The sequence below is a fragment of the Arthrobacter sp. R3-55 genome (assembly GCF_054161505.1).
Genome location: NZ_CP096423.1, coordinates 2,415,065 through 2,441,037 on the forward strand (window position 1 = coordinate 2,415,065; position 25,973 = coordinate 2,441,037).

22 protein-coding genes are annotated in these 25,973 nt (G+C 61.1%); 12 read left to right on the plus strand and 10 right to left on the minus strand.

Translation table 11 applies throughout. From position 1 onward, the window contains the following. The first annotated feature begins 7 nt into the window (after window positions 1-7). From M1D51_RS11240 to M1D51_RS11250, 3 genes are read left to right on the plus strand one after another with little or no spacing between them, the layout of a single operon-like run. A complete protein-coding gene (locus M1D51_RS11240) occupies window positions 8-700 on the plus strand; it encodes an MSMEG_4193 family putative phosphomutase (protein ID WP_458106514.1) in 693 nt (230 codons plus the stop codon). Between the two features lie 24 nt (window positions 701-724). Beyond that, on the plus strand, window positions 725-1,276 hold the full coding sequence (locus tag M1D51_RS11245; protein WP_458106515.1) for a DUF3090 domain-containing protein: 552 nt from the start codon (window positions 725-727) through the stop codon (window positions 1,274-1,276). Continuing rightward, window positions 1,276-2,043 (plus strand): SCO1664 family protein, encoded by a 768-nt coding sequence (locus M1D51_RS11250; RefSeq protein ID WP_458106516.1) that lies wholly within the window; start codon window positions 1,276-1,278, stop codon window positions 2,041-2,043. The genes M1D51_RS11245 and M1D51_RS11250 overlap by 1 nt, the downstream gene beginning before the upstream one ends. A gap of 218 nt (window positions 2,044-2,261) precedes the next feature. Here the strand turns inward: M1D51_RS11250 and M1D51_RS11255 are convergent, their stop codons facing one another. Both M1D51_RS11255 and M1D51_RS11260 read right to left on the minus strand, forming a co-directional pair. Next, on the minus strand, window positions 2,262-3,665 hold the full coding sequence (locus M1D51_RS11255) for a GntP family permease (RefSeq protein WP_172322198.1): 1,404 nt from the start codon (window positions 3,663-3,665) through the stop codon (window positions 2,262-2,264). A gap of 46 nt (window positions 3,666-3,711) precedes the next feature. Then, complete coding sequence (locus tag M1D51_RS11260; protein ID WP_172322199.1) at window positions 3,712-4,248, minus strand: gluconokinase; 537 nt, start codon at window positions 4,246-4,248, stop codon at window positions 3,712-3,714. A 186-nt stretch (window positions 4,249-4,434) separates the two neighbouring features. Between M1D51_RS11260 and M1D51_RS11265 the strand changes: the two genes are divergently transcribed. Then, window positions 4,435-5,166, plus strand: coding sequence for a FadR/GntR family transcriptional regulator (locus tag M1D51_RS11265; RefSeq protein ID WP_458106517.1), 732 nt, complete (start codon window positions 4,435-4,437; stop codon window positions 5,164-5,166). A gap of 54 nt (window positions 5,167-5,220) precedes the next feature. On the opposite strand, the gene M1D51_RS11270 is transcribed toward M1D51_RS11265, so the two are convergent. The 5 genes from M1D51_RS11270 to M1D51_RS11290 are packed head-to-tail and all read right to left on the minus strand — an operon-like array spanning window position 5,221 to window position 10,856. Further along, window positions 5,221-6,201 carry a D-2-hydroxyacid dehydrogenase gene (locus tag M1D51_RS11270; protein WP_458106518.1) on the minus strand — a complete coding sequence of 327 codons (981 nt, stop codon included), beginning with the start codon at window positions 6,199-6,201 and terminating at the stop codon, window positions 5,221-5,223. After that, entirely contained in the window at window positions 6,198-7,316 is a 1,119-nt protein-coding gene (locus M1D51_RS11275; RefSeq protein ID WP_458106519.1) for a tartrate dehydrogenase, read from the minus strand. The genes M1D51_RS11270 and M1D51_RS11275 overlap by 4 nt, the downstream gene beginning before the upstream one ends. Continuing rightward, window positions 7,313-8,863 carry an aldehyde dehydrogenase family protein gene (locus tag M1D51_RS11280; protein ID WP_458106520.1) on the minus strand — a complete coding sequence of 517 codons (1,551 nt, stop codon included), beginning with the start codon at window positions 8,861-8,863 and terminating at the stop codon, window positions 7,313-7,315. The genes M1D51_RS11275 and M1D51_RS11280 overlap by 4 nt, the downstream gene beginning before the upstream one ends. 15 nt (window positions 8,864-8,878) lie before the next feature. Continuing rightward, window positions 8,879-10,156 carry an NAD(P)/FAD-dependent oxidoreductase gene (locus tag M1D51_RS11285; RefSeq protein ID WP_172322204.1) on the minus strand — a complete coding sequence of 426 codons (1,278 nt, stop codon included), beginning with the start codon at window positions 10,154-10,156 and terminating at the stop codon, window positions 8,879-8,881. Window positions 10,157-10,181: 25 nt separating this feature from the next. Next, window positions 10,182-10,856: a haloacid dehalogenase type II gene (locus tag M1D51_RS11290; RefSeq protein WP_458106521.1), complete on the minus strand. Its 675-nt coding sequence runs from the start codon at window positions 10,854-10,856 to the stop codon at window positions 10,182-10,184. Window positions 10,857-11,192: 336 nt separating this feature from the next. Here M1D51_RS11290 and M1D51_RS11295 point away from each other — a divergent pair, with 336 nt between their 5' ends. The 8 genes from M1D51_RS11295 to M1D51_RS11330 all read left to right on the plus strand — a co-directional run bounded on the left by M1D51_RS11295 (window position 11,193) and on the right by M1D51_RS11330 (window position 19,211). Further along, a complete protein-coding gene (locus M1D51_RS11295; protein ID WP_458106522.1) occupies window positions 11,193-12,113 on the plus strand; it encodes an ABC transporter substrate-binding protein in 921 nt (306 codons plus the stop codon). A gap of 44 nt (window positions 12,114-12,157) precedes the next feature. Continuing rightward, entirely contained in the window at window positions 12,158-13,054 is an 897-nt protein-coding gene (locus M1D51_RS11300; protein ID WP_172325390.1) for an amino acid ABC transporter permease, read from the plus strand. Beyond that, window positions 13,051-13,818, plus strand: coding sequence for an amino acid ABC transporter ATP-binding protein (locus M1D51_RS11305; protein ID WP_172325389.1), 768 nt, complete (start codon window positions 13,051-13,053; stop codon window positions 13,816-13,818). The genes M1D51_RS11300 and M1D51_RS11305 overlap by 4 nt, the downstream gene beginning before the upstream one ends. A gap of 2 nt (window positions 13,819-13,820) precedes the next feature. Beyond that, entirely contained in the window at window positions 13,821-14,954 is a 1,134-nt protein-coding gene (locus M1D51_RS11310) for an FAD-dependent oxidoreductase (protein ID WP_458106523.1), read from the plus strand. A gap of 78 nt (window positions 14,955-15,032) precedes the next feature. Next, window positions 15,033-16,286, plus strand: a complete 1,254-nt coding sequence (locus M1D51_RS11315) for an aspartate aminotransferase family protein (RefSeq protein WP_458106524.1) — start codon at window positions 15,033-15,035, stop codon at window positions 16,284-16,286. A 26-nt stretch (window positions 16,287-16,312) separates the two neighbouring features. Beyond that, the gene (locus M1D51_RS11320) at window positions 16,313-17,767 is read left to right on the plus strand and encodes an NAD-dependent succinate-semialdehyde dehydrogenase (RefSeq protein ID WP_458106525.1); all 1,455 of its coding nucleotides are present in this window, start codon (window positions 16,313-16,315) and stop codon (window positions 17,765-17,767) included. A gap of 39 nt (window positions 17,768-17,806) precedes the next feature. Then, window positions 17,807-18,499: a GntR family transcriptional regulator gene (locus M1D51_RS11325; RefSeq protein WP_172325385.1), complete on the plus strand. Its 693-nt coding sequence runs from the start codon at window positions 17,807-17,809 to the stop codon at window positions 18,497-18,499. Window positions 18,500-18,743: 244 nt separating this feature from the next. Then, window positions 18,744-19,211 carry a DUF4383 domain-containing protein gene (locus M1D51_RS11330; RefSeq protein WP_458106526.1) on the plus strand — a complete coding sequence of 156 codons (468 nt, stop codon included), beginning with the start codon at window positions 18,744-18,746 and terminating at the stop codon, window positions 19,209-19,211. Between the two features lie 70 nt (window positions 19,212-19,281). Here the strand turns inward: M1D51_RS11330 and M1D51_RS11335 are convergent, their stop codons facing one another. The 3 genes from M1D51_RS11335 to M1D51_RS11345 are packed head-to-tail and all read right to left on the minus strand — an operon-like array spanning window position 19,282 to window position 25,885. Then, a complete protein-coding gene (locus M1D51_RS11335) occupies window positions 19,282-20,829 on the minus strand; it encodes a family 43 glycosylhydrolase (RefSeq protein ID WP_458106527.1) in 1,548 nt (515 codons plus the stop codon). A 26-nt stretch (window positions 20,830-20,855) separates the two neighbouring features. Beyond that, on the minus strand, window positions 20,856-24,032 hold the full coding sequence (locus tag M1D51_RS11340; RefSeq protein ID WP_458106528.1) for a glycosyl hydrolase: 3,177 nt from the start codon (window positions 24,030-24,032) through the stop codon (window positions 20,856-20,858). Then, window positions 24,029-25,885, minus strand: a complete 1,857-nt coding sequence (locus M1D51_RS11345; protein WP_458106529.1) for a glycoside hydrolase family 3 protein — start codon at window positions 25,883-25,885, stop codon at window positions 24,029-24,031. The genes M1D51_RS11340 and M1D51_RS11345 overlap by 4 nt, the downstream gene beginning before the upstream one ends. Between the last annotated feature and the right edge of the window lie 88 nt (window positions 25,886-25,973).

Below are 25,973 nucleotides of genomic sequence, written 5' to 3' on the forward strand. Positions count from 1 at the left end.
TGGGTGCATGGCGACAGTAATCCTCGTGCGGCACGGCCGCACCACAGCCAATGCCACTGGACTGCTGGCGGGACGGGCCCCGGGCGTGAGCCTGGACAAGCTCGGGCTTGAACAGGCGGGCCTTACAGCCCAGCGGCTCGCAGCCGTGCCGGTCGTCGGGGTGGTGTCGAGCCCCTTGGAGCGTTGCCGGCAGACCGCCCAGCTGATCATCGATCGCCAGCCCGGTTCGCCTTACGCGCCGCTCGAGGACGATCTCGTGGAATGTGACTACGGCCAGTGGCAGGGCCGGGCACTCAGTGATCTTGCAACCGAAGACTTATGGCCGGTAGTACAAACGCAACCATCCGCCGTCGTGTTTCCCGGCGGCGAATCCATGGCCGCAATGCAGGCCAGGTCCGTGGCAGCGATTCGACGCCACGATGCAGCCTTCGAAGCCGAGCACGGGCCGGGAGCGGTGTGGGTGGCGGTGAGTCATGGAGACATCATCAAGTCGATCCTCGCCGACGCGCTTGGCATGCACCTTGACCTTTTCCAGCGCATCAGCGTGGCCCCCGCCTCCGTGTCGATTGTGCGCTACGGCGTTGATCGGCCCAGCGTCCACGCGACCAACACCGATGCCGGCGATCTATCCTGGCTCTCCAACGGCATCCATTCCGGCGACGCACCGGTGGGCGGCGGCGCAGGGCAGAACGCGCCGTGACCCTTATGTGCCTAAAATACTGACATGCCTACACGTGTTCACGAGTTTGCCTGGCCTGATCGGGTTGTTGTTGGCACCATTGGTCTTCCAGGGGCGCGGACGTTCTACCTGCAGGTGCGCGCAGGTAAACAGCTCGTGAGTATTGCCTTGGAGAAGCAGCAGTCGGCCCAGCTGGCAGAGAAAATCGACGAAATACTCGACCAGCTCATCACTGTTAAGGGCAACCCCTTTAGTGTTCCGACGAGTACCCCCATTGAGCTGGTCGACAACGAGCCCCTTGAGGCCGTCGAAGAGCAGTTCCGTGCGGGGGCCATGAGTTTGGGCTGGGATCCAACCACGGCGCAGGTCGTCATAGAGGCCTACCCCATTTCAGACATCGATCCCGACGACGACGATCCTCTGGTCGAGGACGCATCCGGCGACTCCGAAATGCTGCTGGTGCGCATGCCTGTGGGCACCGCCCGCGCGTTCGCCAAGCGCACACGGGAAATCGTCGAAGCCGGGCGCCCTACGTGTCCACTGTGCGGTTACCCCATGGATGCCGACGGACACAGCTGCACCCTTCCCGAGCTCTGATGCCGGCGCCGGACCTGGTAAACGCCGAGCTGACGCTCACCGGCCGCATCACGACGGCTTCAAATGCTACATTCCTGGGCAGCATCGGCGACGCCACTGTGGTTTACAAGCCCATGGCAGGCGAAAGCCCGCTGTGGGACTTTCCCGATGGCAACCTCGCTCACCGGGAGGTGGCCGCTTATTTGGTATCGCAGGCGTTGGGCTGGGATATCGTTCCACGCACCTGGCTACGAGATGGCCCTTTGGGCGAAGGGATGGTCCAACTCTGGAAGGACCAAGACCCTGCCAAACGGGCCGTGGAGCTCGTGGCAGCGGACGACGCTCCGGAGACAGGCTGGAGACACGTGCTCGAAGGTCAGGATGAGAAAGGCCGAACCGTCGCCCTGATTCACGAAGACTCTCCGGCGCTCAGGCGTATGGCCGTCTTTGACGTGATAGTCAACAACGCCGACCGCAAGGGCGACCATATTCTTGCCATGACCGACGGACACCGGCACGGCGTGGACCACGGACTGACGTTCCACCATCACCACAAACTGCGCACCGTCTTGTGGGGATGGCTGGGAGAGGCTTTGGCTCCTGAGGAAATCGAAGGCATCGATCACCTCACCGAGGAGCTGAACGATGGGCTGGGCCGCGACTTGGCAGACCTCATCAGCGCCGAAGAAATCGCCTCCCTTGCCACACGCTGCGCGCGGTTGCGCTCAACAAAACGTTTCCCCGCACCGAGCGGTGAAATGCCTGCGGTGCCTTGGCCGCTGTTCTAGGAAACCTTCTCCGAAGGAACTCCAAAGCGACATTCTGTACCGTGGACGGCGATGGCAATACTTTCTTCCAGTTGGACGGAAAGTTCGCCTACGCCCTCTATAAATACACCTGCTGACCGGCAGGAACGCCAGTTCCATGACGGGTGGGCGTCAGCGAGGGCACATGGTGATTAGTTCACCTCTGCCCCTGCCGACGCCCACCTGGCGTCGTCGCGACGCTAACCCGCCAGTCCAGCGAGGAGGAAGATTGCGGCGGCCAGCACGAAGCCCATCACACCAATGAGGGTCTCCATGACGGTCCAGGTCTTCAGGGTGGTCTTGACGTCCATGTCGAAGAAACGGCCTACAAGCCAGAAGCCGGAGTCGTTGACGTGGGAGACCACCACGGAACCCGCGGCGACGGCGATCACCAGCGCGGCGATTTGCATGCCGTTCAGTCCGGCCACCGCCACGGCCGGCGCAATGAGGCCCGCTGTAGTGGTGAGGGCTACTGTGGCAGAGCCTTGGGCAATGCGCAGGATGGCCGAGATCAGGAAGCCGGCCAGGATCAACGGGATGCCCAGATCACCCAGGACATCGGCGAGTGCCGTTCCGATGCCGGAAGTGCGCAGGACGCCGCCGAACATGCCGCCGGCACCAGTGATCAGGATGACGGAACAAACCGGCCCCAGGGACGATTCAAGGAGCTTCTCCAGATCCCCGGCATCTTTTCCGCGCTTGGCACCCAGGACGAACATAGCTACGACAACCGCGATCAACAGTGCCACGGGGGTTTCACCGAGGGTGCGCAGAACCTGGAACCACTGTTCTTTTTTGACGCCCTCGCTCAAAACGCCGGAGGATGCAAGTGTGTTCAGCCCGGTGTTCATGAAGATCAGGACCAACGGCAGGAGCAGCAGTCCTACGATGGTGCGGAATCGGGGCGGGTTTGCCTCCGCTTCAGCGCTTGCGTGTCCCAGGATTTCCGGAACCGGCAGCACCAGCTTCTTTCCGGTGTACAGGCCAAAGAGGTAAGCGGCGATGTACCACGTGGGGATGGCGACGAGCAGACCGGCGATCGTTACCAAGCCTATGTTTGCCTCGAAAAAGGCCGAAGCGGACACCGGCCCCGGATGCGGCGGCAGGAAGATATGCATCACGGAAAACGCGCCGGCAGCGGGAAGCCCATAGCGGAGCACTCCCCCACCGAGACGGCGGGCGACAGCGAAGACGACCGGCAGCATGACCACAAGGCCGGCATCGAAGAAGATGGGGAAGCCAAAGATCAGAGAGGCGAGCCCCAAGGCGAAGGGGGCGCGTTTTTCACCGAAAAGGCCAATAAGGTAGTCTGCCAGCACCTTGGCGCCGCCGCTGGTTTCGACGATGCGACCTAGCATGGCGCCCAAGCCAACAAGGAGTGCCACGGTGCCCAAGGTGGTGCCGAAACCGTTGATCAGCACGGGAACCACTTGGTTGGCAGGGATTCCAGTGGCAAAAGCAGTGGCCAGGCTGATGAGGATCAGCGCGAGCAGCGCGTGCATCCGCAGCTTGATGATCAGGAACAGCAGCGCACCGATGGCCGCCGCGGCGATAAGCAGCAGGGGCCCGGCCCCCAGCGTTTGGGTCCATCCTTCGATGACCATGATTCTCCTTTGAAACAGTATTGATGGGGTTAAGACGAAAAGCTGGTTACGGCGCCTGGTCCGCGGTGAGCTTCAGTGAAGCGATGATCGCTCCAACCAGTTCTTCCGGGGACTTGGAGATGTCCAGCCGGAGACTTCCGGCACCAAGTTCGTCCTCGCTGAGCGGTTCCAGAGTTGCCAACTGGCTGGGAAGGAGCGTCGGCGGCATGAAGTGCCCCTCGCGGCCCTGCATGCGTTGGCTCAGGAGATCCGCTTCGCCATGGAGGTGCAGGAAGACAACGTGCCCTTCAGCCTGGGCGAGCAATTCCCGGTAGCTTTTCTTGAGGGCAGAGCAGGTCAGCACGGTACTCTCGCCGGCTTGGGCTTTGGTGCTCATCCACTGCTGGATTTGCCGCAGCCAGGGCCAGCGGTCCTCGTCCTGGAGGGGAATGCCCCGGCTCATCATCTCGATGTTGGACTGCGGGTGGAACTCGTCCGCTTCCGCGCATGCCCATCCGAGCCGCTGGGACAGGGCTGCTGCAATGGTGGACTTGCCGGAACCGGCAACTCCCATCACCACGAGGTGGGTGGGGGGATGATCCATGGTTACCTCCGAAGACGCCGTTGGCTAAGTGAAGAAGGGTGCGGCGCATCTCACGTTGAAACGCCACGTAGATAAGGTAGCACCATTCGGGCGAATAAATAGTATTTATTCGTGGCACAGGTCATACCTTTGCGTTTTTTGACGCTACGATGAGGGCGTGCAGCAGCACAGGGAAAGGCAGGGAGAATGTCGACGGCGACACTACAGTACGCGGCCTATCTTCAGGGCGGAGCGTCTCCTGCCATGCACGAACGAGTGCTGGAGGCTGTTGGCACAGCCATAGCCTCAGGTGAATTGGCGCCGGGAGGCCGGCTCACCTTGGAGGGGATCCAGCAGGAATACGGCATCTCCCGGACCGTGGCCCGCGACACCATGAAGGTCCTTGAGTCCATGAACCTGGTGTACTCGCGGCGCCGTGTGGGCATAGTGGTGCGGGAGCGCCACCTGTGGAATGTCTTCGATCCCAAACTGGTCCGCTGGCGGCTTGCCTCGGACCGCCGCGAGAACCAGTACAGCAGCCTCACCGAGCTGCGCATCGCCGTCGAGCCCATTGCAGCTGCTGCGGCAGCGCGCCGGGCCAGTGCCGCTGAGCGTGCCCGGTTGGTTTCCCTGGCTGCGGATTTGCGACGACTGGGTGAAGCCGGCGAGTTGGAGGCCTTCCTTGCCACTGACATTGAGTTCCATTGCCTGCTGCTCCGAAGCTGTGGCAATGAGATGTTCCAAGCCTTGGAAGGCATGGTGACAGAGGTGCTCACCAGCCGGACACGCCAGGGCCTCATGCCCTTCAAACCCAGGTCCGAAGCCCTTGACGCCCACCAGGACGTGGCCGCCGCGGTGGCTGGAGGGGATGCAACGGCAGCTGAGGCTGCCATGCATCACATCCTGGATGAAGTACGCAACGCCATGGACCTTCACTAGGCGCAAAAGAGGACCCGTCCTTGGGAAGGGCCGGCCATCCCCGGGGTTGAGAAGTCAGGGAACGGGGACGAACCCGAGTTGCTTGTCCACGATGTTCTGCAGTGGTTCACCGCGGCTGAACCGCCCGAGGTTTTCCAGGAACAGCTTCCCTAGATCGTCAAGGTAATCCTCGGTGTCGCCGCTCATGTGCGGGGTGAGGATGACGTTCTCCATGCTCCAGAGAGGGTGTTCCACAGGCAATGGTTCCGGGTGCACTACATCGAGGGCTGCCCCGGCAATGGTTCCCGAGCAGAGCGCATCCACCAGCGCGTCGGTTTGCACCAGTTCGCCACGGCCCACATTGATCAGGTGGGCCGTTGGCTTCATCGCGGAGAGGACGTCAGCGTCCACCAATCCTTTGGTGTGCTCGGTCAGCGGCGCAGCCAACACCACATAACCGAAGTCCTGGACCACCTGGGCCAGGTCCTTTGAAGAATGGATCTCTTCAAAGTACGCATCTCCGGGACGGCTGCTGCGTCCGGCCCCGCTGACGCGCAAGCCGACGCCACGGAAAAGATACGCAGTTTCCCGTCCGATGGACCCTGTCCCCACCACAAGGGCACGCTGCCCCTGGATCTTCCGGGTAACCCTATGCTGCCAGCGCCTGCCTTGCTGGAGCCTGAACGAACCATGGGCATCCTTCGCGCTGTCCAGGACAAAACCCAACGCGAACTCCGCAATCGCACGGCTCAACACACCCCGTGAGTTCGTATAGAGAACGTTGCTGTTGATCAGGTCCTCGAACAACAACTCACTGACGCCCGCAGCTGACACATGAACCCATTTCAGGGTCGAGGCTGCCGCCCAGTTCTCGCGCAGGGCAGGTGAGAACGAATGCCATTGATACAGCACATCCGCACCGGCCAGCGCCTCCGGGAGTCTGTCAGCCTTGGTCAGACGGACTTCGGCGAGTTCCCGGACCTCGTCCAATCGGGGTGGCAAGGCCTCCCGATACAGCACGGCGACGACGGGGCGCCTGCCCTCGTAAAAGGTCACAATGACGACGACGATGCAGCCGTCGGCTTGGCAGCCGCCTTCTCCGTCTGGCCGACAGCATCCAGGGCATCGATGGCAACCAACACAGCGTCAGTGAACTCCGACGTCGAAGACGGTCCTCCGACGTCGCGGGTACCCATGCCCGCGCGCAACACTGACTCGAAGGCCAACTGCAGGTGCTCCGCAGCTTCGGGGTGGCCCAGGTGCTGAAGCATCATTGCCCCTGACCAGATCTGGCCTACCGGGTTTGCCAGCCCTTTACCCGCAATGTCCGGCGCTGAACCGTGGACCGGTTCGAAGAGGGACGGGAAATCGCCGTCGGGATTCAGGTTTGCACTGGGGGCGACACCAATGGACCCGGTGACCGAACTGCCGAGGTCGGACAAGATGTCCCCCAGCAGGTTTGAGGCGACAATGACGTCGAAGGTCCAGGGCTTCAGGACCAGGTGGGCGGCCAGCGCGTCCACCAGCTCGCTGGTGAGGGTTACGTCGGGATAGAGCCGGGTGGTTTCTTCCACCACCTCATCCCAGAAGGGCATTGTGTGGATGATGCCGTTACTCTTGGTGGCCGAAGTCAGGTGGCCTTTGCGGGAAGAAGCCAACGATGCGGCGTAATGCGCGGCACGTGATACGCCCAGGCGGGTGAAGATGGTTTCCTGGACGGCGGTCTCATGCGGCAGCCCGCGGTAGGCGCGTCCGCCCACCTCCGAGTACTCCCCCTCGTTGTTTTCGCGCACAATCAGGATGTCGATCGGTTCCTTGGACGCGAGAGGCGACTTGACGCCGTCGAGCGTTTTCACCGGCCGGAGGTTGATGTATTGCTGGAACTCACGGCGAATGGGAATCAACAGCCCCCACAGCGACTCAGTGTCCGGAACCTCGGGTGAGCCCACAGCACCCAGGAAAATGGCGTCGTGCTGCGCCAGCTGGTCGAGTCCGTTCAGCGGCATCATCCGCCCGTGGTCGCCGTAGTAGTCCGAGCCCCAGCTGAAATGAGTGAATTCCAGACCGATGCCGTGGATGCCGGCGATCCGTTCCAGGCATTCAATGGCTGCGGGAACAACTTCTTTTCCGATACCGTCGCCTGCGATGACTGCGATTTTGTGGTCCGTCATGATGCATTCCGTTCTGAGGTGGCGGAGAGTACTTGCCAGCGCGTGGCGGGCCCCGCCAATTTGATGATGGTGCTCTTGGGTTCGGTCATCTCCCGTACCGCGTGTTTGACGCCTTCACGTCCCACCCCGGATTTCTTGAAGCCTCCAAAAGGCATCGAGTCAATCCGGACGTCGCTGGTCTCATTGATCACTACCGCGCCTACATGCAGCTTGTCGGCTATGGCTAGGGCCAGCTCGATCGACTCCGTGAATACGCCGGCTTGAAGCCCGTACTCGGAGTCGTTCGCTGCGTGGATGGCATCGTTGAGCTGGATGAACGGGATGATGCTGACCACCGGGCCGAAAACTTCCTCGCTGATGACCAGGGCCTTTGCGGACATGTCCGTGAGCACGGTGGGCTGGTAGAACGCGCCGAAACGTTGGCCGCCGACGTGCACGATGCCGCCAAGTGCCTTGGCCTCCTCCACCCATTCCTCCACGCGGCGCGCTTCGGCTTCAGAAATCAGCGGCCCGACGTCCGTGGTGCGATCGAACTTTGCTCCGACACGAAGCGCCCGGGTGCCCGCGACCACCTTTTCAAGGACTTGATCGAAGAGGGAAATGTGAACGTAGACGCGCTGCACGGACAGGCAATTTTGGCCTGCCACCCCGAAAGCACCGGCCACGACTGCCTCTGCGGTTGTCTGGACATTAGCGTCCGCACAAACGATTGTTGCGTTGTTGCCGCCGAGCTCGGAAAGGATCTTCTTTGCTCCGGCGGCGGCAGCGATCCGGTCGGCAGTCTTCGGTCCGCCGGTAAAGGAAATGAGGTCAACCTGCGGGTCGGTGACGATCGCCTCCGAGACGCCGGGTCCCGAAACAAATACGGCGAGGCGACCCGTGGGGACACCCGCTTCCAACAGCAGCTGGATAAAGGCGAGGGCGGTAAGCGGGGTGCGTCCAGAGGGTTTAAGCACGACGCCGTTGCCTCCAATCAGGGCCGGGCCCAGCTTATGTGCCACGAGGTTGAGCGGATCGTTGAAGGGGGTGATAGCCGCGATAATTCCAACTGGTTTGCGGTTATACCAGCCGATTTTGTTAGCTCCCGCGATGCTGTCTTCAAAGGCGAGAGTCTCTCCGACGAGTTCGCTGGACGCGGCGGCGGAGAGCCGTAGCGTCTCCGTGCACCGGCGCACTTCGCGCTCCGCCTCGGAGATGGTCTTGCTGCTTTCGGCGGCAATGATCTCGGCGAAACGCAGACCTTGGTCGGCCAGCAACACTGCAGCGCGTTCCAACGCCTCCCGGCGGTCCCGTAAAGCCCAATCATCTTTTTCGAGGTGGCGATGGATATAGGCGATACCCCGGCGCACGTCTTGTGGGGTGGAGGTACACACGGTTCCCAACAGGACGCCGTCCTCAGGATCCCGGACCTCAACGGTCATCTCGGTTGTCTCCCAACGGCCTTCCAGGAATGCGCCGCCCGGGAGTGCGGCGATCCTTGCCCGCCGGTAGGCCGTCTCCTGCCCTGTTTCAGGGCGCGCTTCAGGGACTGTGGTTGATGAACTCATGGGATCCTTGCCTGCCTATTTGATGCGGTCGATGATCTTCGCGGCTCCGCCAATGAACGGCAGGAACCATGGCGGGCCAAAATGGCCAGGCACGGGCGGGTTTTTCAGGTCTTCCCAGACGTTCGCATGCTTGTCTCCGGCCATGTAATGTGCCATGCGCTTGCCCATATGCGCAGCCATTTGAACACCGTGCCCGCTGTAACAGAGCGAGAAGAACAGTCCGTCATGCTGACCGGCATGGACCATCTGATCCATGGACAGGTCCACCAAACCACCCCAGATGTAGTCCACCTCCACCTTGGACAGATAGGGGAAGAGCTCAGTCATGGCCTTGTGCAGGATTTCTGCACTTTTGACGTCGGAATCCGGGCTGGAGAGCGCAAAGCGTGCGCGGCCGCCGAACAGAAGCCTGTTGTCCGGGGTAATGCGGAAGTAATAGGTGAGCATCTTGCTGTCGGATGCTTGCCGCCTGTTCGGCAGAATACGGTTCACGACTTCTTCGGGAAGCGGCTCAGTGCAAATGATGAAGCTCCCTACGGGAATCACACGCCGCTGGAGCCAGGGGGTGATGTTGCCCGTGTAGCCGCTGGTAGCCACCAGAACCTGCTTCGCCCGGGTGATGCCCCTCGTGGTGTGCACGTCATGGACCGTACCTGAAACCTTGTTCAGTTCGGTGACCGCTGCGTTCTCACAAATGTCCGCCCCGTTGTCGGCTGCGGCTTTCGCCAGCCCGTGGACGAACTTGCCAACATGCAGGCCCGCGCCCAAGGGGTCCATCATGGCCCCTTGGTAGAAGTCCGTTCCGATTTCGCTGTGGATTTCGGACTTGGGAATCACTTTTACTTGGTGATCCACAAGGTTGGCAAGCAGCTCCTGGGACTTCAGGAATCCGTCGTAGTGCGATTTGTGGAAGGCGAGTGAAAGTTTGCCGAAGCGCTTGAAGTCGCAGTCAATGGCGTTGTCGTGCACCAGCTTCTCTATGGTCTCAATGGCGTCGTTGTATTCACGGAACATCTCCACCGCCCGGGGCGCCCCGTACCGTTTGACCGCCGTGCTGAAACCAATGGCCAAACCAGTAGTAGCCATGCCCCCGTTGCGGCCTGATGCACCCCAGCCAACGGTGTGGCGTTCGAAAACAGCTACGCTGGCGCCTTGCTTGGCGAATTCAAGGGCTGCGGACAGCCCGGTAAATCCCGCCCCGATGATCGCAACATCAACGTTCTCCGGGACTGGGGTGCGGCGGTAATCGCCGGATGGCTCTGCGGTATCGAGCCAGTAAGGAACAAGTTTCACGGGGTTGGCCTTTCGCCTCGTCGTCTCAGAGTCCGAGGTGCTTGTTGATCTCGTCCAGGGATTTTGCCGTGCTGAGGTCGTAGCCATGACCGATGGGGTCGTAGCCGCGGTCCAGCATCCAGAGGTTCCGGAAGCCCAAGTCGTGCATGGGGTGCATGTCATAGCGCGTGTGGGAAGAAATATGCAGGAAGTCCTCGGGCTTGGCGTCCAGGGTGTCCAGCATGTACTCGAAAGCTTGGTAGCGCGGCTTATACGCCTGGGCTTGCTCTGCGGTGAAGACTGAGTGGAAGTTTGCGCCGAGTTTGGGAATGCTGATGTCCAGGAAACTGGTGTCCGCGTTGGACAGAGCCACAAGCTGGTAGTTGTCGCCCATGAGCTTCAGCGGGGCCGGCACGTCCTCGTGGGCAACCCAGCCGCGGACAGCGTCGGCAAACGCCGCGCCCGCACCTTCGGTGGGACCAAAGCCCCAGCGCTTGCACACACGATCAAAAGAATCCTGAAGGATCTGCTCATAGGGCTTGTAGTCCCCCAGCACCTCGTCGAACCGGTATCCGCGGAACTGCTTCTTGAAGGTGGGCCACTGCTCTTCAGAGATACGCCCATCAAGCAGGCGCCGGGTGGTGGGATCGATGTCGAAGTTGATCAGCGTGCCGTAGATGTCAAAGGAAATGTACTTCGGCCTGGGGTTGGTCTCTGCCATGTCGATTCCGTTTCTTGTAGGGAGATAGAAGCGGGCGGGCCGCCTGTAAAGGTGTCAAGAGGGGCGGGATTTCACCGCCAACACTGCCGGGGAAGCTACAAGCTTCTGGGCTGATGACTCGACTGTAGGCCGCTAAATTGTCAATTGTCAACAGTTTGGCGACCAAGATCCTCCTCAACTCCCGGCCAACCAGGATTGCAAAAAAGTTTCTGTAAATTGTTGACAATCTACTGTTGAGGGCGTTGCATTGCAGTAGATAACGGAGAGATCCGGATCACATTTGAACCTAAGACTTCTTCCTCCCCCAACCAGACTCCCCCCTCGAAGGGAACCACCATGAAGACTCGAAACAAGGCGCAGACTGCAGCTGCAGGATTAGCGGTTCTCCTGGCACTGAGTGCGTGCGGAGGAGCTGCCAACAGCGACTCCGCACAGAACAGCAAGACAGCCAACACCACCGACATATCCGAAGGCGTTCAGCCGGACGCTGCTGCCGTGGCACTCTTGCCGCAGTCCATCAAGGACAAGGGCGAACTCACAGTTGCCATGGATCTGCACTACCCGCCCACCACCTTCCTCGCCGAGGACAATACAACCGCGATCGGCTTGAACCCTGATGTCGCCAGGCTCATTGCCAAAAAGCTCGATCTGAAATTGAAGTTCGTGGACACGAAGTTCGACACCATCGTTCCCGGGCTTGACGGCGGTCGCTTCGACTTCACCGCCACCACGATGTCCAAGACGGAAGAACGCCTCAAGGTGCTGGACATGATCGACTACTTCAAGGCCGGTAACTCTGTGGCCGTGCCCAAGGGAAACCCGCTCAACCTCACCGTCGAAACACTGTGCGGCAAGAACATAGCCGTCACCCAAGGGTCCACAGGCCAGCTCAAGCGCCTCCCCGCACTGAGCGAACGTAGCTGCACGTCAAAGGGACAGCCGGCCATCAATGGCGTGACCTTGCCCAACGTCCAGGACGCCCTGACCCAGCTGCACTCCAAGCGCATTGACGGCATCCTGTATGACACGACTGCACTTGCATGGGCCGAGAAGCAGCAGCCTGGCTCCTTCGAGCTCGTGGGCCGCGTCGAAGTGGGGTCCAGCGACCTGACCGCCATCGGCTTAAAGAAGGGCTCACCCCTGACGCCTGCCTTCCAGGCGGCGCTCCAATCCGTCCTTCAGACACCGGAGTACAAAGAGTCCCTCGATAACTGGGGCCTGGAGTCCGGAGCTATTACCGACGCCAAACTGAACTAGTGGGTGCCCCGATGAAGCAAGTGACTTTGGAAAGAAGTAAAGGGATGAACGGGTTGGATCCGGCGTTGAAACCGCGGCTGAAGCGGCGCAGCACCTTTGAATATGTTTCCTGGGTGGTGTGCATCCTGGTCGGCATCGGGGTGCTGAGTTCGGTGGCGACGAACCCCAACTTCAAATGGGATGTTGTAGCAAAGTACTTCACTCACGAATCCATCCTGCGCGGGCTGATGCTCACCATCTTCCTGACCGTGGCCAGCATGGCGCTGGGCACCCTCTTGGGATTGGGCTTGGCCATCATGCGAGCCTCCAGCATCAAACCCATCGCCACCTTGGCCGGGGTCTACATCACCATCTTCCGCGGCACCCCGGTGCTGGTGCAGTTGATCTTCTGGTTCAACCTCTCCGCCTTGTACCCGAACCTGAGCATCGGGATTCCCTTCACCGACATCGGCACCGCGATCGACACCAACGCCCTCATGGGCCCCATCACCGCAGCGTTGATCGGACTCACCCTGAACGAGGCGGCCTACATGGCTGAAATCATCCGCGGTGGATTCTCCTCAGTAGGCAAGGGCCAAATCGAAGCCGCCGATTCCCTTGGCATGAGCGGAGCCATGAAAATGCGCAAAGTCATCATCCCCCAAGCCATGCCCTCGATTATCCCCGCCACCGGAAACCAGGTCATCGGCATGTTCAAAGGCACCTCCCTGGTCTCCGTCCTCGGCGTAGCAGAACTGCTCCAAAGCGCCCAGCTCATCTACGCCCGCACCTACGAAACCATTCCCCTGCTCATCGTCGCCAGCCTCTGGTATCTGGTCATGACCATGCTCCTGAGCTACCCCCAATCAAAGCTCGAACAAAAGTACTCACACACCTCCGCCCGGGTTCCCCGGAAAGCCCGCAAAGTGACACTCACCGCACCGGAAGGCATCGCACGATGAACGCTGACGGCACCATCAACGCCCAAAAAATCCGGAAGTCCTTCGGCCCCAAAACCGTTCTCAAAGACGTCGACCTCGACATCGCCAGCGGAGAAATTTGCTGCATCATCGGCCCCTCCGGCTCCGGCAAATCAACCCTTCTCCGCTGCATCAACGGCCTCGAAACCGTCGATTCCGGCATCCTGAAAGTCAACGGCGAAGACTTCGGCTACTACGAAACCGACACCGCCTACCACGCCCTGCCACCCAAAAAGCTGGCTCTGCAACGTACCCGCGTGGGCATGGTCTTCCAGTCGTTCAACCTATTCCCCAACATGACCGCCCGCGAAAACGTCATGGCCGGCCCCGTGCTGGTCAAACACGCCGACAAAAAACAATCAACCAAACAAGCCCAGGAACTGCTCACCAGCGTCGGACTCGGCGCGTTCGGGGACCGCTACCCCGCCGAGCTCTCCGGCGGCCAACAACAACGCGTCGCCATCGCCCGGTCCCTTGCCATGAACCCGGACATCATCCTCTTTGACGAGCCCACCTCCGCCTTGGACCCTGAAAAGGTGGGCGAAGTCCTGGCCGTCATGCAGGACCTCGCCAAGAAAGGGATGACCATGGTGGTCGTCACCCACGAAATGGGCTTCGCCCGGGAAGTAGCAGACTCCCTGATCTTCATGGACGACGGCAATGTTGTGGAACGCGGGGACGCCCGGGAAATCCTCACCAACCCCAAAGAACCCCGAACCCAAGCCTTCCTCAAGCAGGTTCTCTAGCCATGGATGGAAAACTCGCGGTTATCGGTTTGGGCAGCATCGGCAGCATGGCCCTCTGGCAGGCATCCCGGCTCACTGACTCCGTAGTGGGATTCGAAGCACACTCACCTGCCCACAGTCGCAGCGCAGCAGGCGGAGACACCCGGCTCTTCCGCATGATTTACCGCGGCAACCCGGGATACTTCCCTGTCCTGGAACGCTCGCGCGAACTCTGGGCAGAGCTTGAGGCAGAGACCGGTCAGGACATCCTCACACGCTGCGGCGGGCTGTCGATCGGCACCGACTCCGGTACGTACCTCCGCAGCCTGTTCGAGACCACACGCGCCACCGGAGGCATTCACCAGATTCTCAGCCGTGAAGAGATGGCCATCCGCTACCCCCAACACAACCTTCGCGCCGACGACGTCGCCGTTTATGACCCCAACGCCGGCGCCCTCCGAACCGATCGTGCCATCACGGCAGCAGTCAGCGCGGCGGAGGCCAACGGCGCAACAGTAAACATCAACACTCCCATCGAAAGCATCACTGAAACCGACGACGGCGTCGTGATCACATCCGGCGCAAGCACTTGGACCTTCGATCGGGTCATCGTCGCCTCGGGCGCCTGGTCCCAACAACTCATGCCCGACTATCTCAAAGCGCACACCGAAACCAAGCGGATTTTCCTCTCATGGTTTGTTGCCCGTGACGCGGAACAATTCGCACCGGATAAGTTTCCGATCTTCATCAGGATTTCCGGGGATCGCTCCATGTACGGGGCACCGGCCATGGACGGCGTCACAGTCAAAGCGACGCTCGATGGCCGCGGGGTATCCACCCCCGTCGCCGATGGTGTGCCCCGTGACCTCAGCACAGCAGAGATTACGGAAACCATGGAGACGGTTTCCGAATTCTTTCCTGGCCTGATTCCCAGCATCGTGCGCTCGGACGCATTCCCGGACCTCTTCACCTCCGATTCCCAGCCTTTGATGGGTTTCTTCGGCGGGACCAGCCGAATCTACTCGGCCACAGGGTACTCCGGGGCCGGCTTCAAAATGGCCTCGGGCTACGGAGAAATTGCAGCCAACGAGGCACTCGGCAAGCGCTGGTGGGACGGCTTGGATTTCCTTCGACCAGAGAGATTCCACGCCTCCTAGTGGGTGCTGCTCACGCAGAGGCCTACCCTTCAATCGCCTATTGTTGACAATCTACAGTTCCTAAGAAAGTATGAACCCATGGCAACACTTAGCCCTATCCTGAAGCAGGCAACTCCCGTGGTTGTCGACCATGCGGCCGGAAGCTGGATCCACGCGACCGACGGAAAGAAATACCTTGATTTCACCACTGGGATTGGTGTCACGAGCACAGGTCACTGCCATCCCGACGTTGTAGCGGCCGCCCGCGAACAGGTGGGCAAGATTGTCCACGCCCAATACACCACGGTGATGCACAAACCCCTGCTGGAACTCACCGAGCTTTTGGGTACTGTATTGCCGCAGGGTTTGGACAGCGTGTTTTACGCAACATCAGGCTCTGAAGCGGTTGAGGCCTCCATCCGCTTGGCCCGCATGGCTACCGGCAGGCCCAACATCATCTCCTTCCAGGGTGGGTTCCACGGCCGGACTGTCGCCGCGGCCTCCTTGACCACAGCCGGGACCAAGTTCCGCTCAGGTTTCTCGCCGATCATGGGCGGCGTGCACATAGCCCCGTTCCCGCACTGGTACCGCTATGGCTGGGACGAACCCACCGCCGTCGAATTTGCGCTGAAGGAACTGGACCATCTGCTGCTGACCATCAGCACCCCCAGCGATACTGCCGGCTTCATCATCGAACCTGTCCTCGGAGACGGCGGGTATATCCCCACCCCCGTAGCATTCCTCCAAGGTTTGCGTGAACGTGCAGACAAACACGGAATCGTCTTGATCCTCGACGAGGTACAGGCCGGTGTCGGCCGCACCGGTAAATTCTGGGGACATGATTGGGCCGGAATCCTGCCCGACGTCGTCATCACCGCCAAGGGTCTTGCGAGCGGTTTCCCCATCTCCGCAATTGCTGCCTCCGCAGAGCTGATGGGAAAGGCCTGGCCAGGGTCCCAAGGCGGAACCTACGGTGGAAACGCGGTGGCGGCAGCAGCCGGCGTAGCCACCCTTGGAGTCATCAAGCGCGAAAAACTCGTGGAAAACGCCCTTCTCCGCGGCGATGAACTCCGGACGGGGCTGGAGACATTGCAAGGCGAATTCCCAGGCATCGGCAATGTCCGCGGCCGGGGCCTGATGCAGGGCGTTGAATTCACTTCTGCAGGCAAAACCCCGGACGCGGCAACTGCGCTGGCCGTCCAGCAGGCTGCCATTAAGGAAGAGCTCCTGCTGCTCACCTGCGGGCCGCACGGAAACGTCATACGACTCATCCCAGCACTGAACGTCAGCAGTGACGAGATTCAAGTTGGCCTATCCAGGTTCTCGCAGGCCCTCAAGTCGGCCACCTCCTAATCCCCCTGATTACTGAAAGAGCCACCATGACCCCCTCCCTTGATCCCGGTTCACTACAGACAAACCTGTTTATCGACGGCCGCTGGCAGCCGGCCGCAAACGGCGCCACCTTTGCTGTTGAAAACCCCGCCACGAATGAAGTCATCGCCTACGTGGCCGACGGCAACAAGGAAGATGCCACGCTGGCCATTGAGGCCGCAGGGCGCGCCCAGGCCGGGTGGGGAAAATCCACTCCCCGTGAACGTGCAGACATTCTCCGCCGCGCATACGACCTCGTCATTGCCAACACAGACCGCTTGGCAACCATCATGACCGCCGAGATGGGCAAGCCACTTGGGGAGGCAAAGGGCGAGGTAGCCTATGGCGCCGAGATGCTCCGTTGGTTTTCCGAAGAGGCAGTACGGATCGGTGGAGACAACGCCAGCTCCGTGGACGGCAACACCCGCATCCTCATTACCAAGGAACCCGTGGGCCCCTCTGTTCTGGTGACCCCGTGGAACTTCCCCCTCGCCATGGGGGCGAGAAAGATTGCCCCGGCCGTCGCCGCAGGATGCACCATGGTGTTCAAGCCGGCAGAGCTGACGCCGCTGACTTCGTTGGCGCTCGTTGAACTCTTCAAGGAAGCAGGACTTCCCGACGGCGTGCTGAACGTCGTGACGACGTCGAGCGCCTCGGGCGTGGTCCGAACCTGGACCGACAGCGGAATCGCCCGCAAGATCAGCTTCACCGGCTCTACCGAAGTGGGAAAGATCCTGCTCCGACAGGCCGCGGACAACGTCATGCGTTCCTCCATGGAGCTCGGCGGAAACGCCCCCTTCATAGTGCTCGCCGACGCGGACATCGAAAAGGCGGTAGACGGAGCCATGAAAGCCAAGATGCGGAACATGGGCGAGGCTTGCACGGCCGCCAACCGCTTCTTCGTCCACCGCTCCGTCGTGGACGAATTTGGTGAGAAGTTCGCCAAAAAGATGTCAGAATTGCAGGTGGGCAATGGCGCTTTGACGGGGACCGAGGTCGGACCCCTCATTGAGCAGAAGGGCCTGGAAAAGGTCGAAAGCCTCGTTGCAGACGCCATTTCCAAGGGTGCGCGCGTTCTGACAGGCGGTAGCCGTCCGGAAGGACCGGGTTACTTCTACACCCCCACTGTCCTGGTGGACGTCCCCACGGACGCCGCGCTGATGTCCACGGAAATTTTCGGCCCTGTAGCTGCCATTACACCGTTCGACAGCGAAGACGAAGTTCTCCGTCTCGCCAACGATACTGAGTGGGGACTGGTGGGGTACGTATTCACCGAGAGCATGGAAAAGGCTTTGCGGTTCTCAGCCGACTTGGAGGTGGGAATGGTGGGGCTGAACACAGGTCTTGTGTCCAACCCCGCAGCCCCCTTCGGCGGCGTCAAGCAGTCCGGATTGGGACGCGAAGGCGGAAAAATTGGGATTGAAGAGTTTTTGGAATACAAGTACACCGCAGTAGCGGTCTAATAGATTCAATTTGCCGAAGCATGGAATGAGGGGATGTCAATGGCGGCACCGGAGGGAATGTTCGTCCTGGAGGGCCGGCCCACGGCGCAGCTGATCGCTGACCAATTGCGGGAGATGATTGTTCAGGGGGCTTTCAGCCCCGGGCAACAGGTCAACGAGTCCGCACTGGCCAGTCAGCTCAGCACGTCCAGGGGCCCGCTGCGCGAAGCACTGCAGCGACTGTGCCAGGAAGGCATCCTGGTGAGCAAGCGTAACCGCGGCGTCTTCGTCCTGGAGCTCTCCACGGACGACGTCAGGGAGATCTACGCCGTCCGGGAGGCTGTGGAATTGGCCGCCGCCAACACACTCCTGGATTCCGAGTCCGACCAGGTCACGGACACCTGCAGGGAACTCAAAGGCATCATCCGGAGCATGGCCAAACAAGTCGCGGCATCGGACTGGCAGGCAATTGCCCGGTTGGATATGCAGTTCCATACGGCTTTTGTGTCCGGCACCGGAAACACGCGCCTGATCCGGATCTATGAAACCCTGGCCGCGGAATCAAGGATGTGTATTCTCAGCCTGGAAGTGGCTTACCCGCGCATCGATGCGCTGGTGCAGGAACACCAAATGATCCTGGATCTCCTCGAAGCACGTGACCGCAGTGGCCTCCAAAAGGCCATCAAGCGTCACATGCAAAAGGCCGTGGAGGACCTCACTTCCAAACCTGAGGTCACGGGAATCACCGCTTAGGCATCATCGACATACCGAATCAAGGGAAGGGCCCGGTTCACTGAACCAGGCCCTTCCCTTGATCTATTGGTAGCGGGCGGACCCCAACAAGATGCCTCCCAGTACTTGCTCCGCACCATATCCGACCTTCATTTCCTCAGCACGGCATACTGGTCAAAAGGAACTAAGTAACCTTATGATCTTCAGTAATCGGGACAGTCCCGAGGCTCTATCCGGACTCATGTAATGCGACTGAGGAGAACAAATGACCCCCACCCATAACCCCGCCCGGACCCGCACCACCATTCAGCGAGCAGCGCAGATAGTCGGAGCGGTCTTTCTCCTTGTAGGGGTCCTCGGCTTCATTCCAGGGATTACCTCGAACTACGAGACCCTGTCGTTCGCCGGCCACACCTCCGATGCCCTCCTGCTGGGTATTTTCCAGGTATCAATCCTGCATAACATCGTGCACCTGCTCTTCGGAGTAGCGGGTATCTTGATGGCCCGGACTGCGGGGCAGGCCCGGAACTACCTGGTGGGCGGCGGAGCAATCTACTTGGTTCTGTGGATCTACGGCCTGTTCATCAACCAGGAATCCGCCGCGAACTTCGTTCCGGTCAACAACGCCGACAACTGGCTTCACCTGATCCTGGGTGTCGGGATGCTGGCCTTGGGCCTGGCACTGAGCCGAAAGACAACTACAGGACGAGCTGCAACCACCACCGGCCGCTAAGTGACCTCTGCGCAGAGTGGGCTTTGACCACATTGCGCTTTGCGGTCGTCAGGCCAGCCACGAGCGCCGCTCAGTCGATGAGAGCACGGTATGTGAAGTTCTTGAACCGAACTTCCCCCGTCCCGGCCGCGAACAGTGCCGGGCGCAGGCTCAGGAGTTCGTCGGCCGTATTGGTGTTGTAACCCTCCACGTTGAAACGCAGTCCATGCCTGGTCCAGTCGGTCCCGTTGAGGCTGTAGTACTGGGTGACGATGTGGTTGTCGTTGACTATTCGCAGGTGCATGGTTCGGGCCGCCGGCGCAGGTTCGCGCCAGTACGGAATCGCCCTGCCGGCGCGGTAGCTGATCATGCGGCCGCCGTCGTGACCCATGCCGCAGAACAGGCGGTCGCTGTAATACAGCAACATGCCACCTTGGGCGCCGTTGCTGACTTCCATCTCTACCGTGATTTCATAGCGCCGATCGCCAACGATGCACGTTAGGGCTGAGCTGTCGGAGGGTCCTGATCCGCGTGCTTGCAGGACCAGCCCGGCGTCAAAGGATGCCCGAAGATACTCGTCCTTGGACGGGGCGTGAAATGACCATTGTGTTCCAAAGCGCCCGGTGGAGAAATCATCGGACAACGCCACCCCGTGAGTCCCGCCGACGGCTGGAGGGCCGGCGGGAAGGGGTGCAGCCAGCGGCAATGAAAGGTCTCCCCCACCTGCCCTGGGCCATCCGAACTCGTCCCAGGTGATGGGTTCCAAGAGTGTCTGCCGGCCGAGGGTGGCGAACCCTTTTTCGTAGCCGTGATAGATGCTCCACCATTGGCCTTTGGGGCCCTCAAACAAGGTGGCATGTCCTTTGCTCCACCACGGCTCAACTGCGTCCCATGTCCTGATGATCGGATTGTGGGGGCAGTCCTCCCACGGGCCGTCAATGGAGCGGGAACGGGCGACCGTGACCATATGGCCGGTGGGCGGACCGGAGGTGCCGCCCACCGCCGTCGTGAGGTAGAACCACTCGCCTCGGCGGGTGAGCTTGGGCCCTTCCAGGGCGTAGGCCTCGACCACCCAGTCGTCGGGGTAGCGCCAGCCATCGTAGACGTGCTCCACTGGTCCGTTGGTGGCCAGCCCGTCGTCGGTGAGCCGGACGCGGCTGACGCCGCTGAGGAACAAGTAGCGGTTGCCGTCTTCTCCCACCACGTGCCCCGGATCGATGTGCCCTTCAATGCCCAGGTTGACCGGTTCGCTCCAAGGTCCCGCCATGTCCTCGGCATGGATGACATAGGTCAGCACCGGCGCAGTTGGGTCCGGCGAGACAGCCGTGGGAATGATCGGTATGTAGATGAAGTACCGGCCGTCCACTTTGCACATGTCCACCGCAAACACGCATCCGAGGGGTGTTGGTAGAGCCGGCCCCAGCGGTTGCCAGTTCAGCAGGTCCCGTGAGTGCCAGATGATGAGTCCGGGTGTGGACTCAAACGACGAAAAGGTCAGGTAGTAGTCATCCCCGTCGCGCAGGATGGCCGGGTCCGGGTGATCCCCCGCGAACACCGGATTCAGGTACGTGCCATCGCCGATATCGGCCCGGCGCTGGCCCTCCAGGCTCACTGCGGAAGGCGTTGCTTGGTGCGTCATGAATTCAGTACTTTCACTAGTGGAAATTACGGGTGGTTCTTGTAGACCAAGCTCAGTGGCCCCAGTAGCCCTGCCGGTTGGATGTAGGCTTCATCGTTAAACACTCTGGTCATAGGTGGGAAGAGCGCCCCGGTGTTGCTGCGGGCTTCAGATATCAGCCTGTTGCGCCACGGATTGGTGACGCTGATCCGGACCCGGTTACTACCGGGCCTCAGGGCATTGGCGGAAACCCTATAGGGAGCAGTCCAGAGAATTCCTGACTCTTCTCCGTTGATGTCGAGGTGCGCTACATCAGCAATATCGGTGAACTGGATAGCGTCCGGGAGTTCGGGTCCGTCGAGCTGGAACTCCACCACATATGTGGCCGTTCCGGAAAAGTACTTGGCCCCGATTCCTGGATCGGTCCAGAAGGTGGCATGGGCAAGCTGCACCGGATCGGAGCCGGGGATGGTGAGCGTCCAGTCACCGGCAACCTCGGTAACGCGCTCCTCCCTGGAGCCCGGATCCGCTTCGCCCCTGAGAATGAAGAGCGAACCATAAGGGGGTAGCCGCACGTCGAAGCCGTCTCCACCCTCCGTGGGCGGAAGCGCTTGCTGAGTTAGTGCCACCGGGTCCCAGGCAACGAAACCGCCGTCCGTGTTCGCTAGCGTCACGGTGGTGCGCAGCTCCTCGTTGACGGGATTGGCGATGAAAACAAGGGGCTGATCGCCGTCCACCCATCGAGCGATCCGACGTACCCGGGGGTCCCCCACTATCACCCGCGGTGGAAAATGATCCCGCAGCACGGATGCCAGGTCGGCGGTGGCGAAAACCTGGCCGCTGTTCGGGCTGCCCCAGATCAAATCACACAAACGCTCAAACCCGGTATCCTCGTCAGCCAGTGAGCGCTTGGCCGTTGGACGTTCTCCCACCACCGTTGCACCCTGTTCCACCAGTCGCAGGATTGCGTGGAGGGCGCCTCTGCTCATCCGGTGGCAGGCACCGCCCAGATAGAGCAGCTTGTAGCGGGAGGTGCCTGCCCGCAGCTCCCCCTCTTGAACATCCAGGACAGTACCGAGTGCGTCCGGGCCGATGTAGTCGTAGTCGTAGTCAACGGGAACATCGTGGTTGAAGGTGTTGCCGAAAAGCGCGGTGACGGGGGCTTCCTCGCCGATGAAGTACGCAATGTCAACGGCGGGCCGGCCAAGAGAAAGAAGATGCGAGCATCGGGCCAGATAGTCCACCCACGGCTTGGCAGCGGACGCCCAGGTTTCGTTGCGGGTGAAGGATTGGCCGAGCGAAGGCGCCAGTGCGATTCCCGGCGGTGGTACTTGGGTGGGCTGGTGCGGGGACGTATGGAGGCAAAAGCGGGTCACCCCCAGGGTGAGCTGGAGGTCGGCGACGTCCTTCAACGACTTCGGCGAATCACTCCAAGGGTTCCGTCCTGAGGTGAAAGCTTCAGCGCCCGTGTGGCTGCGCCCGTAAACGTGCGCCACCGATGACGCCCCTTTCAGGTCCGCGACGTAGGTGGGCGCTGGTCCGGCATCAGCATTGAATGTCCACATGGCTCCCATCGGGACATCTGCATGTGAGCGCATGGCCAGATCGTCCCCGAGTTGCGGCCTGCGGTCCTCCAGCGCCTCCGCGTAGTAGATAGCGCCACGCTTATGCGCTTCCTCGGACAACGTGCCGTAGTAGGACTTTGCGAAGACTTCTGCAAGTGTTCGCCGGAAATCGGCGAGGAAGAGGTCGCTGGAACGGGCATCCTCCACCAAAAAACCTGCCATGGTGAGCATCCACGGAATCATGCTGTATCCGCGAAGATGGTGGAATCCGGCATGTAGGTTATGGGTGATGTTCTGCAGCCCTGCCTCAATGCTGTCGCTGAGCAGGCCGTCGATCGGTGCGTCACCGAACTGCGCCAGGTGGGTTGAAATATAACGCCGGACTCTTTCACTATCCAGTTTGTCCACCTCGAGCCCCGTGGCTTCGGGAAGCGCGGGCCCGTTGGTCTGCCCCGTGAGGGAAGACCCGAAACGGATAATTCTCCAGGTCCCGGCCGGTAACGGGCTGGTAAGCCTGCCCTGTGAAAGCTGACTGCTGATATCAAGGATGCCGGCCAGCGGCACTACGGCGAATGCTGCGCGCGGGTCAGTATCAAGGTGGTCATAGTTCTGTGCGGTGGCGAAACCACTCTTCGCCTCCCGGTGGGCGGGCATGCCGGTTTCGTAGAGGGCGAATTCTTTGACGACGTACTCGCTGAGTGGACGGAATACCGGTGGGGGCACCACCCCTTTCTCGAAGGCGGCCAGGACCGTGGCTATCCCTTCGGCTTCGAGCCGCAGCCGGAAGTGTGTCCCGGTCACCGCCGGGAAGGACATGGTCCGCGCTGGGCATTGTGTGGCCGGTAGCGTGCAGACAGTGACGTAACCGCCGTCGTCGTTCCGGACCTGCAGGGTGGCCGTGGCGGGCGGAGCCGCGCCGAAGCCGTGGGGGCCGGGCAATTCAATGACGCACGAACGCACCGTCACCGGCGCGGCAAAGGACTGTTCAATCCATGCCACCGAGTGATGGTCCGGGTCACGGGCCAAGCGGAAACCGTCGACGGCGGTGGTGCGGTCTGCGGTGACCGCTTCAGTTGGCGAGTCGGACGTGCGGACGAATGCGGGCTCCAGAGCATCGTGGGCGTTGTGGAACGGGATGGCCAAGGCAAAGAGGTCTTTGGCGTCTCCCGAGCCTTCGTGCGGCTCGGCTCCCCACCTTGGAGTCTCCTGATACGGCCCTGCGACGTCCGGCAAATTGTTGAGGTGGGCCAGTTCGCCGCCTTCGACCACCGTTTGGGACCACACCAACTTGCGCATGGCGTCAGCCTTATCAACCCATGGAGCTCCGGAGGCGCTCCACCCTGCAGAAGTGGCAACAGTGAAGTCCAGGCCGAGCTCGTGCGCCGTCGCCACTGCAACGGCAACAGCTTCGCGCCACTGCTTGCTTCCCGGGATCACGGCCTCATCCACTACAAGCGGATTTCCCAGCGCCCCGTCGAAGGCTTGAACCCCCCGGACGCCTACCGAGTGGAGCCAGCGAAGGTCCGCGCGGATGCCTTCAAGCTCTACGTTGCCGTCCATCCAGTGCCACCAGGCACGTGGCCGCGCCGAATCCGGCGGATCAACGAACTCACTCCAGTGAACTTCGCTCGACTGGTGTTCCCCGTTCGTCCGGTTCACGTGAGCATCCCGGATTCGCTCCGGGTTGTGGACAAGCTGAGGCCGGCACCGAACTGGTAGAGCGGATCCTCGGTGTCGTTGGGGACATCAGGGCGTGAATTTTCGACGGCGGCCATGGAGCGGGGCAGCTCGATCGGCAACCGGCCTCTCGGTGGAATCGTGGCAGTCAAAGCATCCAACAGCGCAGCATCAGAAGCGCCGAAGTTGGCGGTGATGGCCGATGCGATGCCCTGGAACGGGGTCAGGATTCCTGCCCGTTCAAGGTAGACGTCCAGGATCACGGGGAGTTCTGCTGCAAGGGCCCTCACCCGTGCTATGTCTTCCTCCGGGAAGTCGAGGCTTCCCTGGTGTGTCATGGCGTCGAGGAAGTACTCGTTGCGTGGTTCGTAGGGAACAGACACCCGCACGAGGGCCACCTCGGCGTCTTTCCTGTCATCAACCAGGGTGACCCGGCCGCCCACAGCTTCCGGTTTGACTCCTTCGACGTAGACGCGGGTGTCCGCCCGGAGCGGCAGCAACCCATCGTTCTTGAGGATGGTCACTGATTCCGCCTGGGCGCGGTGTCCGGCGTCGCGGAACTGAGCCGACCCGACCACGTCGCTCACAGCATCCACGTCAACGTAGGGATTGTCGAAGAGCCCCAGCTCGAATTTAACCCGGAGGATTCTCAGTACCGAGGCATCTACCCGGTCCTGGGACAACCTGCCGTTGGCCAGCAGCTCAAGCACCAACTCCGTGCAGGATTCGCCACCGAGCTGGTCCACGCCGGCGTCGAACAGTTTCTCCACCCGCTCAAGGGGACTGAGGTGCTCAACACCCCACGCCTTGGCCGGGAAGGGAAGACCAAAAACCTCAAGGTCAGTGACCAGCTGCCAGTCTGTCAAGACAACACCATCGAAGCCGAGCTGTTCACGGAGAAGTGAAGTGATCAGGTACTTGTTGTACGAAAAGCCCACCTCCTCCACTTCGACGCCGTCGATCACGAGGTCTTTCGCCAGGGAGTAGTAGGGCATGATCGCGCTGGTGCCGGCAGCGATCGCCGCTCGGAAGGGGGCCAGGTGTTCGTCAAAGTTGCCGCCGGGGTAGATCTGGGCTTTACCGGAGGGGAAGTGTGGATCTTCACCGTCTTCCTGCGCGCCTCCGCCCGGGAAGTGCTTTGCGGTGCAGGCGACGCTCGTGGATGACAGCTTCCCTCCCTGCAGACCTGCGATGAGCAGCGCACCATATTCTGAGCTCACCGCTGAGTTTGAACTGAAGCTCTGCAATTGACGCGCCCAGCGCGGCTCGGATGCGAGGTCGAGCTGTGGGTGGAGAGCTGCCCGAAGCCCCACCGCCACATACTCACGCCGGGCTGTCTCGGCAAAGTCGCTCATGACAATTGGATCATTGAGGGCGGCCAGGCCCATGGGCTCGGGCCACTGCGAGAACGAGCCGGCGGCAAAGGCCATTCCGTCATTTTGTGCGAAACCATGGCGGGGATCGGTGCCAAAAGTAATGGGGATCCCGTGCGGGGTGAGCTCGGCGAGTTCCTGCATGGCATTCTGCCAGCGGGCCATGTGCTCCGCCGAAGGGATGTGGCCAACGTTGAAGTGGTTGATGGACCTGCCCACCACAAGGTCGCGGGGAGTCTCCGGACCGAACGGACTCGCGGTGTCGTGGTCCGCCACCTCCCCCACAGCCATCACAGTGTTGAACATGAGCCCGACTTTTTCCTCGACCGACAGACGCGTCAGGAGATCCGCGGCACGGGTGGCAGCATCCAGCCGTGGGTCTTCGTAGGGATCCAGTACACCGTTCCCGTTCAAGTCCCGGTACTGGACGCCGTCTTCAGTGGTTGAGATAGATCGCCGCACGCGGCCTCCTTGTGTGATGGGTTTCATATAGTTTATCCGATGACCGGTAAAAGTTGCTAGACTTTTATTGTTTGGCGACGCGAAGCTG

What these genes read in the sequence shown, in the direction of transcription:
- M1D51_RS11250 (WP_458106516.1), top strand. Translation starts at nt 1,276, where the DNA reads ATGCCGGCGCCGGACCTGGTAAACGCCGAGCTGACGCTCACCGGCCGC.
- M1D51_RS11255 (WP_172322198.1), bottom strand. Translation starts at nt 3,665, where the DNA reads ATGGTCATCGAAGGATGGACCCAAACGCTGGGGGCCGGGCCCCTGCTG.
- M1D51_RS11335 (WP_458106527.1), bottom strand. Translation starts at nt 20,829, where the DNA reads ATGACGCACCAAGCAACGCCTTCCGCAGTGAGCCTGGAGGGCCAGCGC.
- M1D51_RS11325 (WP_172325385.1), top strand. Translation starts at nt 17,807, where the DNA reads ATGGCGGCACCGGAGGGAATGTTCGTCCTGGAGGGCCGGCCCACGGCG.
- M1D51_RS11260 (WP_172322199.1), bottom strand. Translation starts at nt 4,248, where the DNA reads ATGGATCATCCCCCCACCCACCTCGTGGTGATGGGAGTTGCCGGTTCC.
- M1D51_RS11290 (WP_458106521.1), bottom strand. Translation starts at nt 10,856, where the DNA reads ATGGCAGAGACCAACCCCAGGCCGAAGTACATTTCCTTTGACATCTAC.
- M1D51_RS11295 (WP_458106522.1), top strand. Translation starts at nt 11,193, where the DNA reads ATGAAGACTCGAAACAAGGCGCAGACTGCAGCTGCAGGATTAGCGGTT.
- M1D51_RS11265 (WP_458106517.1), top strand. Translation starts at nt 4,435, where the DNA reads ATGTCGACGGCGACACTACAGTACGCGGCCTATCTTCAGGGCGGAGCG.
- M1D51_RS11320 (WP_458106525.1), top strand. Translation starts at nt 16,313, where the DNA reads ATGACCCCCTCCCTTGATCCCGGTTCACTACAGACAAACCTGTTTATC.
- M1D51_RS11275 (WP_458106519.1), bottom strand. Translation starts at nt 7,316, where the DNA reads ATGACGGACCACAAAATCGCAGTCATCGCAGGCGACGGTATCGGAAAA.
- M1D51_RS11240 (WP_458106514.1), top strand. Translation starts at nt 8, where the DNA reads ATGGCGACAGTAATCCTCGTGCGGCACGGCCGCACCACAGCCAATGCC.
- M1D51_RS11245 (WP_458106515.1), top strand. Translation starts at nt 725, where the DNA reads ATGCCTACACGTGTTCACGAGTTTGCCTGGCCTGATCGGGTTGTTGTT.
- M1D51_RS11315 (WP_458106524.1), top strand. Translation starts at nt 15,033, where the DNA reads ATGGCAACACTTAGCCCTATCCTGAAGCAGGCAACTCCCGTGGTTGTC.
- M1D51_RS11305 (WP_172325389.1), top strand. Translation starts at nt 13,051, where the DNA reads ATGAACGCTGACGGCACCATCAACGCCCAAAAAATCCGGAAGTCCTTC.
- M1D51_RS11310 (WP_458106523.1), top strand. Translation starts at nt 13,821, where the DNA reads ATGGATGGAAAACTCGCGGTTATCGGTTTGGGCAGCATCGGCAGCATG.
- M1D51_RS11280 (WP_458106520.1), bottom strand. Translation starts at nt 8,863, where the DNA reads ATGAGTTCATCAACCACAGTCCCTGAAGCGCGCCCTGAAACAGGGCAG.
- M1D51_RS11300 (WP_172325390.1), top strand. Translation starts at nt 12,158, where the DNA reads ATGAACGGGTTGGATCCGGCGTTGAAACCGCGGCTGAAGCGGCGCAGC.
- M1D51_RS11330 (WP_458106526.1), top strand. Translation starts at nt 18,744, where the DNA reads ATGACCCCCACCCATAACCCCGCCCGGACCCGCACCACCATTCAGCGA.